At 45.6% G+C, this 8,263-nt stretch carries 9 protein-coding genes; 1 reads left to right on the forward strand and 8 read right to left on the reverse strand.

The annotated features are described in order from the left end of the window. Position 1: 1 nt before the first annotated feature. Both AC3WU2_RS27265 and AC3WU2_RS27270 read right to left on the reverse strand, forming a co-directional pair. The gene (locus AC3WU2_RS27265; RefSeq protein ID WP_492458089.1) at positions 2-427 is read right to left on the reverse strand and encodes an Rrf2 family transcriptional regulator; all 426 of its coding nucleotides are present in this window, start codon (positions 425-427) and stop codon (positions 2-4) included. Between the two features lie 159 nt (positions 428-586). After that, positions 587-1,036, reverse strand: a complete 450-nt coding sequence (locus AC3WU2_RS27270; RefSeq protein WP_492458090.1) for a DUF3939 domain-containing protein — start codon at positions 1,034-1,036, stop codon at positions 587-589. Positions 1,037-1,196: 160 nt separating this feature from the next. Here AC3WU2_RS27270 and AC3WU2_RS27275 point away from each other — a divergent pair, with 160 nt between their 5' ends. Beyond that, positions 1,197-2,033, forward strand: a complete 837-nt coding sequence (locus tag AC3WU2_RS27275; protein ID WP_492458091.1) for a protein phosphatase 2C domain-containing protein — start codon at positions 1,197-1,199, stop codon at positions 2,031-2,033. Between the two features lie 54 nt (positions 2,034-2,087). Here AC3WU2_RS27275 and AC3WU2_RS27280 read toward each other — a convergent pair whose 3' ends face one another. The 6 genes from AC3WU2_RS27280 to AC3WU2_RS27305 form a co-directional block, all read right to left on the reverse strand. After that, a complete protein-coding gene (locus tag AC3WU2_RS27280) occupies positions 2,088-3,089 on the reverse strand; it encodes a protoglobin domain-containing protein (RefSeq protein ID WP_492458092.1) in 1,002 nt (333 codons plus the stop codon). A gap of 117 nt (positions 3,090-3,206) precedes the next feature. Beyond that, positions 3,207-3,764: a GNAT family N-acetyltransferase gene (locus tag AC3WU2_RS27285; protein ID WP_492458093.1), complete on the reverse strand. Its 558-nt coding sequence runs from the start codon at positions 3,762-3,764 to the stop codon at positions 3,207-3,209. After that, positions 3,761-4,954 carry an MFS transporter gene (locus tag AC3WU2_RS27290; protein WP_492458094.1) on the reverse strand — a complete coding sequence of 398 codons (1,194 nt, stop codon included), beginning with the start codon at positions 4,952-4,954 and terminating at the stop codon, positions 3,761-3,763. Before AC3WU2_RS27290 ends, AC3WU2_RS27285 begins: the two co-directional genes overlap by 4 nt. An 18-nt stretch (positions 4,955-4,972) precedes the next feature. Further along, positions 4,973-5,422 carry a MarR family winged helix-turn-helix transcriptional regulator gene (locus AC3WU2_RS27295; RefSeq protein ID WP_492458095.1) on the reverse strand — a complete coding sequence of 150 codons (450 nt, stop codon included), beginning with the start codon at positions 5,420-5,422 and terminating at the stop codon, positions 4,973-4,975. Positions 5,423-5,592: 170 nt separating this feature from the next. After that, on the reverse strand, positions 5,593-6,939 hold the full coding sequence (locus tag AC3WU2_RS27300; protein ID WP_492458096.1) for an MATE family efflux transporter: 1,347 nt from the start codon (positions 6,937-6,939) through the stop codon (positions 5,593-5,595). Between the two features lie 107 nt (positions 6,940-7,046). Continuing rightward, complete coding sequence (locus AC3WU2_RS27305; RefSeq protein ID WP_492458097.1) at positions 7,047-7,823, reverse strand: class I SAM-dependent methyltransferase; 777 nt, start codon at positions 7,821-7,823, stop codon at positions 7,047-7,049. Positions 7,824-8,263 lie beyond the last annotated feature (440 nt).

Consider the following 8,263-nt stretch of genomic DNA (forward strand, 5'->3'; position numbering starts at 1 on the left):
TTTATGACTGTGCGTGCAAAATATCATTCGCCACTTGATCCAATGTCACGCGTGCAAGCTCTTGTTCCATCGCTTGCTGCGCTTTGGCGAAATTCATCTCTAAGGTACTCTGAATATTTTTGCCCACAATACAAGCAGGGTTCGGATTCTCATGAATCGCGAACAGCTCTTCTTGAACGCCAACCTGAACCGCGCGATATACGTCCAGCAGCGTAATTTCATGCAGTGGACGGACTAACTTTGCGCCGGCTACACCCGGACTGGAATGGATTAATCCTGCTTTATTTAATAAACTCATCATACGTCTGATGACGACGGGATTCGTATTTACACTTCCTGCGATAAGTTCAGATGTTATACGTCCTGATTTATGAAGTTCAAGCAGCGTCAAAATATGAACCGCAACGGAAAAACGACTGCTAATCATCCTCATTTCCTCCTCTGTCTACAGCTATTTATGTTGTAACGATTATAGTTACACAGCCATGAAAAGTCAATTTGGGTATAAAAAGGAGCATCCCCATCGCTATTCCCTCGGAGGATGCTCCTGCTTCAATTGGATGCCAACACATGACATGATACATGATTATGGATGATGGCTCAACATATTTTCCTCATCCGTAATGTATAGCGGAAATGGAGGTTTCTCTTTCAAGTAGAATTGTTGCATAAGCAATTCATAATGCACGCGACCATCCGCGCAATCCTGCATAACCGGCAATTTGTGATTGTCATCGACATAAGCATCGACAGCTTCTTGAACAATGTCCAAGTAATGTGGAATCAACTGATCCTCTTCTGTAAAGATTTCATACGTTTGCGTACTCATATAATAATTTTCAATTGGTATTCCACCTAAATAAGGAACGAGTCGTGCACTGTTAATTCGATTATCTTGGTCCACGAGAATGGTACGTTTCACATTTTTCGGTAGATTGGCTTCAAATTGAATAACAGCCTTCTCAATATCTTTCAACGTCGTTTGGATACGTGCCGGCTCTTGATTCGGTTTGTTTCTCTTCCAGAATGTCCACATAGAACTCCCTCCTCGGCCTGTCGGTAAGCGTTCTCAAACTAAACTTACAGATAACGATTTCGTTGTTTCCTTACTCCTATTATACCATATTTCCACATATCTTCTAAGGCAATGTTAGAATGTATATTGTACATTTCGTGGAGAAACGGAGGCATATCCTATGCACATCGAGCAAATTCATCGTAAAGGGCAAGGCACCTATAACGAAGATGCCATCATTATTAACGGGGATCAGCATATTCATGGGGTGGTGGATGGCGTCTCGAGCCTTGTTCCTACGCATCATACCAGCACCAGCTCAGGTCAGATTGCAGCACAGCTTGTCGCGGAGCATTTCATCTCCCCCATCCATTCTACACCCCTAGTTGAACGAACCATGGCGGCCAATGATCAGCTGCGAGCCACCATGCTTGAAGCGCAGGCCGACATCCACGATGCAAGCGCGAGATGGAGTGCGGTCCATGCCGTTGTCCACGTGAAGCCTCATCATATTGACTGGGTGCAGAGCGGCGATTGTATGATCTATGCAGTGTATGAGCATGGTCTTGTTCGGACAATCACGTATGATAGTGTTGAAGTACATGATGAACGGGCCCTCAACCTGTGGAAAAGCATAAACAACATGACGCTGATTCACGGGGAACGTCCACACGAGGTCACCGAACAATTGCAGCGGAATCGACGATTCTCGAACCAGCCCGGCGGATACAGCGTCATCAACGGTCAGCCCGAACTCGCACATCATCTAGAAACAGGTCGAATAACACGACTAGGTCTGAAACATTTGCTCCTGATCACAGACGGTATCTATCCTTGGCAAGCCGTCTACCCGCATCATGCCGAGCAAACACAAGCCTTTGTTCATGATGTGATACACCAAGGTCTGCAAGCATATGTTGATCAATTATGTAAATGGGAAGCAGAAGATCCTGACTGCACCCGATCCGAACGGTTCAAAATGTCCGATGATAAGACGGGCATTCTACTCACCTTCTAACACACATAGAATAGGGCGCCTTATATACGGGCGCCCTCTGTTTTTCATATACACTTATTCATTTAATCCCTTGAGATCCATCGCAACTTTCTCAATCATTTGTACGAAGGCATGAAGTTCTTCCGAGCTGGCCGCTTGGTGGCGTGCATTCACCGATGTCTGCTCCGACTCCTGCTTCACCTGCACCAGCTTGGATTCAATTTGTTCCAGCTTCTCTTGGATTCGCTCCTGCGCTTGACGTGATGTTAGCGCGAGCTTACGGACTTCATTCGCTACAATCTCGAACCCTCTACCATGCTCGCCAGCATGCGCTGCTTCAATTGCTGCATTCAGGCCGAGTAGATGCGTCTGATTCGAGATGCCACGAATGAGTACGCCCATTTCCGTAATCTGCTCTACTTCCACATTTAAGCTCTCAACGAGCTCATGGGCATGATCTTGCGACTCCGCAGTCGTAATCGCCGTCTCTGCAATAGTCTGCGCACTAGCATCCAGTTCGAGCATCATCGCTGCCAGCTCTTGAACGACTAGGCTGACTTGATGAAGCATATGTTCCTTCTGGTCCACCATGACTTGAATTTTATCTTTCTCCTTCAACTCATAAGCTTCAAGTACCAGTTGAGAATCAAAATTGAACATTTTCGATATCGCATGCACCAATTGAATCCATTGATTCGGCAATTCATTCTTAAGTACTTCGGTAGCAATATTCAAATACACCATGTACGTGCCCAAGTACCAATTCGTTGTCAGACCGATTCGGGAATGAACTCCGCCGATGCGGACCCGGTTTATGATGAATTCCTCATCAATAATCCCCTGACTGAGCGACATCCAATAATCGGATTGGGTCTGCTTCAACCGCTCAATGGTACTGAACTTGCCGATCAATTCTACCAGTTCTGGCTGTTGTTGAATTTGTGTGTATAACCGTTCAACCACGAGATGAACCACCTTGCGAAAAACCGGTTGATTGGAAGCAAGCAATTGCAGATCTTCATCCGTGATACCCGTGTATTCTAATTGTTTCAATCGATGCTGCGAAACGTTGATCATAAATTCCCTGCCCCTTTATAATATATATAGGTTTATCCCCTGATTATAAGGAATAAAGACTGGAACATACAGGAAACGCCAATATTAATATGGAAATTATTAGACAAACTGTCTATTTTATTCGCAATTTTTGATCATATGCCGGAAATGATAGCCGCTGACAATGATCTCGCCATCGACGCGATAACCTTTCTTCACATATAATTGATATGCTGGCTCATTATCCATCTCCACGAGCAGCGCTAATTTGGAATATCCTCGTTCCTTGCCTAGATGTTCGAAGGCATCCATCAGCTTCTTCCCAATCCCTTGACCTTGGAATGCATCGTTCACAGCTACGGAATCCAGATAATATTCATCATCATGGGCTTCCTTCACAAATGTAACTTCTTTCCCGCTAACCGATCGAATTCGATCCACAAAAGGCTTGTCCAATTCCTCCGAATGACTCCCATGATAAGCTAGCAAGAAGCCTACGACTTGACCATCCACTTCATAGACGATCGTGTTCTCGTAACTAAGTCGATTTCCTGGTTGAGTAAAAAATTCTCCGACGATTTTCAGCGCTTCTTGGTCATCTGTCGTTCCCGTCAGCGTATTTGCAATGCGGCCAATTGCCGTGTGAATTAATGGTACTACTTGTCCTGCATCTTCTGCTCTTGCTGTTCGAATCATGATTGTTCCTGTCTCCTTCTTGCAATAACATAGATTACTATAAATAATACCATGAATAACGAGGAGAGGCGAAACATCATCGCATAACTTGTCTTCAGCGCAACAATACCGAGCGTCATCGAGCCCAGTGCAATCCCGAAATCGATGGAGTTATAGAACGCCCCATTGGCTACCCCGCGATTCTCCGGTTTCGCCCGTTGAATCGCCCAAGCTTGCAATGACGGCTGCAGCGCACCGTAGCCAACGCCATAACAAAGAGCTGAGACAATCAACATCGGAAGAGATGTCGTATATGACAGGAATAGCATTGAGATAATAACCATAAAACAACCAATTGGAAGAACGACGCCATGGCCTCTACTGTCATAAATTTTACCTGAGATCGGACGAACGAGCAGAACCGCAAGCGCATTGAACAAGAAGAACCATCCGACATTCGGGATATCATTTTCTTTGCCCAACATCGTAATAAACGTAATCAATCCGCCGTACGTGATCGACAATAAAATAGTTAAAACGCAAGGAAGCAAGGCATCACGATCCATGAACTTGATCTTCATTGGCTTTTTCACGGTATGACTTGTCTTCTCTTGTCGATTCATCTGGATCGTGAATGTGATCGGGATAACGATCGCAATGAGAATCGAAGCAACAACAATAAGGGTGCCAAAGCCATAGTCATTAAGCAGCCATAAGCCAATGACTGGCGCAATGGACATTGATAAGCTTGTCGATAAGCCGAAGTAGCCCATCCCTTCACCGATTCTTCTTTTGGGAACGATCTCAGAGACGACGGTACCGTACGTGGTGCTAATAATCCCGAATCCGACACCGTATACGATACGGACGAGGATAATTAGGGCAATCGCCCCAACACCATAGTACGTCATCGTCGATAATAGGAAGATGAGGAGACCTGCAATGACCAGTGGTACCCGTCTCATCCGAGAGACAGCAACACCAGCATACATCCGGGTGGCAATGGCGGAGAGTGCGAACATACTGATGACAAAACTGATCATAAGGCTTGATACGTTAAATTTCTGCGATACATACGCGGGTAAAGCGGGGGTAATCATTTGTAGGTTCAGATAGACAAACAAGTTAGACACGGTTAATAATATAAAATCTTTCGTCCACAGCCTCGGGGCAGCGGACGGTTTCACCTCTGTAGCATGTGCAAGTTCCATCAAGGACACCTCTTCTGTCTAGTAATTATGCAATGTTAATCTCTCAGCATTCTCGTAGAGCAGCATCAGACTCTGTCTGAACTGCGTAATCTGTTCAAGCGTCATGCCAACGAATAATTCCTTATCGTACGCCTTCTCAATCGGGATTAATTCTTCTGTTTTCTTCCGCCCTTCATCGGTTATGTAGAGCAAAAATGCGCGACGATCACTCGGATCTGTCTCTTTGCGTACAAGCCCTTTCCGTTCCAGGACATCCAAAATACGCGTCAATGTTGGCTGATCACGAGCTGTTCGCTGCGCAAGCTCCTTCTGATTAATGCCGTCTTCTTCCATTAAGCGCACAAGCAGTGTATATTGCTCTGGTGTCATGTCGTAAGGCTTGAATCGTTGTGTCAGAATTTGTGAAGCTTTACGATAGGTCATGCCAAGTCGAAATCCTAGTGAATCATCCAAAATACTCAAGGACATGTTAAACCTCCAAATTTTATTAGTTAGTATACTAATTATAGTATGTGCAATTAATTTTTGTAAATCATTATTTTACTTTCACTCTATTTTCACGGAATACAACACAAAAACTCCCGATCATTCATGGTTCGAATAATCGAGAGTTCTTATGTTTTCATTCTATGAACGAGTTAGGCATGAACTCCGCCTTTCACCTGAATGGTACTCCAATCTTTTCGATAGAAGCGATACATTAGGGTTAGGCCAAAGACCATTAAATACGTGTACAGCGCGATCCAAGCGCCAATACTGCCCATATCCATTACGAAAATCAGTAAATAGGACAACGGAACGAAGAGGCACCACGCGACGACTAACGATGCACGTAGAAGGAAGGTTGTGTCACCTATACCTCGCAACCCACCGGCATAGAAGTTCAAGAATCCGTCGAACAGCTGCAAGAACGCCGAGATCATAATGAGCTGTGCCGCCGTATGGAAGACACCTGGATCCGTATTGTTATACAGCTTCGAAATATTCTCTGCGAAAATAAACTCTACGGTTCCGAGCACGAGTAAGAAAATTGACCCCATAATGGCCGTATCCGTCCCCGCACGTCGTCCGCGCAGTGGTTGTCCTCGACCGACCTCTTGCCCGACCAGAATCGTCGCCGTCGCTCCAAACGCAAAAGCCGGCATGAATCCAAAGGACATGACATTCAGTGCCACTTCATTTGCAGCGAGCGCCTCGGTACCAAGTCTTGCGACGAATACGGTAAAGATGAACATCGATAAGCTCATCGAGAACTCTTGCACCCCAAGCTTCGTACTCTCGGAGATCATCTCTCCCATATCTTTGAAGCGCGGCATCACCCAAGTTCGAGTGTTGTAGAGTGGATGCAAGCGGAAGAAATAGACATAGATCGCGAGCAAGAAGCCGACCGCTTCCCCGATCAGAATCGCAAGGCCTGAGCCTTCAAGTCCAAGTTTCGGTAAGCCAAAATGTCCGAAGACAAGCGCGTAGACTAGGAATAAAATGATGACATTACTAATCACAGATAAGACCATGGAAGTCTTCGTATCTCCAATCCCGCGTAGAAACCCATGAAACACGAACGAGATCATCCCAACCGCAAGCGCTACGAATCGCAGCTGCAGATAGGACTCCCCCTCAGATACCAGCTCCGAAGAGCCGCCCGTCCAGCCTAATATGACGCCGGAGAACAACCAGCCCATAATTAATAATATGATTGCAAAAAACGTGCATAAATATAATGCATAATACATCCGTTTAACCCCGGTCCTCATATCATTCGCGCCATAGTTCTGAGCGACCAAATAGTTCACCGTATGCCCGATACCGGAGAAAATGGCGAAGCCGTTATACATAATAATGTTCGACACGCCGACAATGGCAATGATAAGCGCTCCGAGATGCCCCACCATGATCAAATTGACCGTTCCGATTACCGTCGCCGTCGCGAATGATAAGAGGGAAGGAATCGCGAGCATTAAAATCTTTTTCCAATTCTGTAACATTTCAAACAACCTCTCCATTGAGTTAACTCCCATTGTGCAATAGAAGCCAATCCTTGGCAACGGAAGAACGGCGTATTCATCCATTTTTGTCATATCTCACAAAGGAATTAACCATTTCTTACAGCATAAATGCGAATTCGGCAATAATCGGCGACCCACTGTCCATCTTGCATGCATTGCGGCCTTGTCTGTTCAATAACTTCTTGGACGACAACAGTACGTTGCTCCTTCGTCAAATGATTCAGGTATGAGCCCGCGAACGTATCCAACCAATTCTCCATCCCCTGTTCACCATCCTGAAGGATCGTTGGTCGGTCGAAGTGAATCGCCTGCATGACGCGGAATCCGACCTGTTCTAATAATGAAGCATATTCACCAATACTCGGAAAATACCACGGATTCATCGATTCTTCGTACCACCCATGGGCAGTCATCACATCTTTAAGCGCGGTAGAGATACTCGCAATATTTCCTTTACCGCCAAATTCTGCGACCAATCTACCGCCTGGACGAAGCGCATTGGCCATAGCGCGAGCAGTACTCAGCGCATCCTTCATCCAGTGCAGCGCCGCGTTACTGAATATCGCATCTGCAGGTTCTATCGTCGACCAATGCTGACCGTCCGCTTGCTCGAAAGATAGATGTGGATATTTCGTCGTCGCTTCTTGAATCATTTCCCGGGAAAAATCGATCCCGTGTATCTTCGCCCCGCTCTCCGCGATCTTCGCGGACAAGTCTCCTGTCCCACAGCCCCAGTCTATAATTCGCTCGCCCGCTTGTGGATTCAGCCATTGCACAACCTCCTGGCCAAACCCGGATACGAAAGACATGGATCGGTCATAATTTCTCGCATCCCACTGCTGCTGTCCGTGATGGATTGTCATATGAATCCTCTCCTTTCATGTATAGGTTTATTTTGGCATCACTTTCGTTATTCGTGAAATATATAATAGTTATAATGATGATAGTTTTAGACTATAAACGTGCAAGATGTCTCACTCTAAATGATTTAACTGCATATCTGCAGTTATTTCAGCTGGGTAGCAGCTCTTTCGATGATTTAACTGCATTTCTGCAGTTATTTCAGCTGGGCTGCGGCTCTTTCGGCGATTTAACTGCATATTTGCCGTTATCTCAGCTGCAGAGCGATTCCTTCGGCGATTTAACTGCATTTTTGCAGTTATTTCAGCTGGGTAGCGGCTCTTCGGGCGATTTAACTGCATTTTTGCAGTTATTTCGGCTGGGCAGAGCTAAGTCCATATACTTGTGTAAAATGCTATTGGCATAAAAAAGAAGGAGCCATAGCCAAGATCCTCTATTAGAA

This window comes from Paenibacillus sp. EB106-05-06-XG162 (genome assembly GCF_058791655.1).

Excerpts from the sequence above, each read along its gene's own strand:
- AC3WU2_RS27275 (WP_492458091.1), top strand. The coding sequence starts at position 1,197 with ATGCACATCGAGCAAATTCATCGTAAAGGGCAAGGCACCTATAACGAA.
- AC3WU2_RS27300 (WP_492458096.1), bottom strand. The coding sequence starts at position 6,939 with ATGTTACAGAATTGGAAAAAGATTTTAATGCTCGCGATTCCTTCCCTC.
- AC3WU2_RS27270 (WP_492458090.1), bottom strand. The coding sequence starts at position 1,036 with ATGTGGACATTCTGGAAGAGAAACAAACCGAATCAAGAGCCGGCACGT.
- AC3WU2_RS27295 (WP_492458095.1), bottom strand. The coding sequence starts at position 5,422 with ATGTCCTTGAGTATTTTGGATGATTCACTAGGATTTCGACTTGGCATG.
- AC3WU2_RS27265 (WP_492458089.1), bottom strand. The coding sequence starts at position 427 with ATGATTAGCAGTCGTTTTTCCGTTGCGGTTCATATTTTGACGCTGCTT.
- AC3WU2_RS27280 (WP_492458092.1), bottom strand. The coding sequence starts at position 3,089 with ATGATCAACGTTTCGCAGCATCGATTGAAACAATTAGAATACACGGGT.
- AC3WU2_RS27285 (WP_492458093.1), bottom strand. The coding sequence starts at position 3,764 with ATGATTCGAACAGCAAGAGCAGAAGATGCAGGACAAGTAGTACCATTA.
- AC3WU2_RS27305 (WP_492458097.1), bottom strand. The coding sequence starts at position 7,823 with ATGACAATCCATCACGGACAGCAGCAGTGGGATGCGAGAAATTATGAC.
- AC3WU2_RS27290 (WP_492458094.1), bottom strand. The coding sequence starts at position 4,954 with ATGGAACTTGCACATGCTACAGAGGTGAAACCGTCCGCTGCCCCGAGG.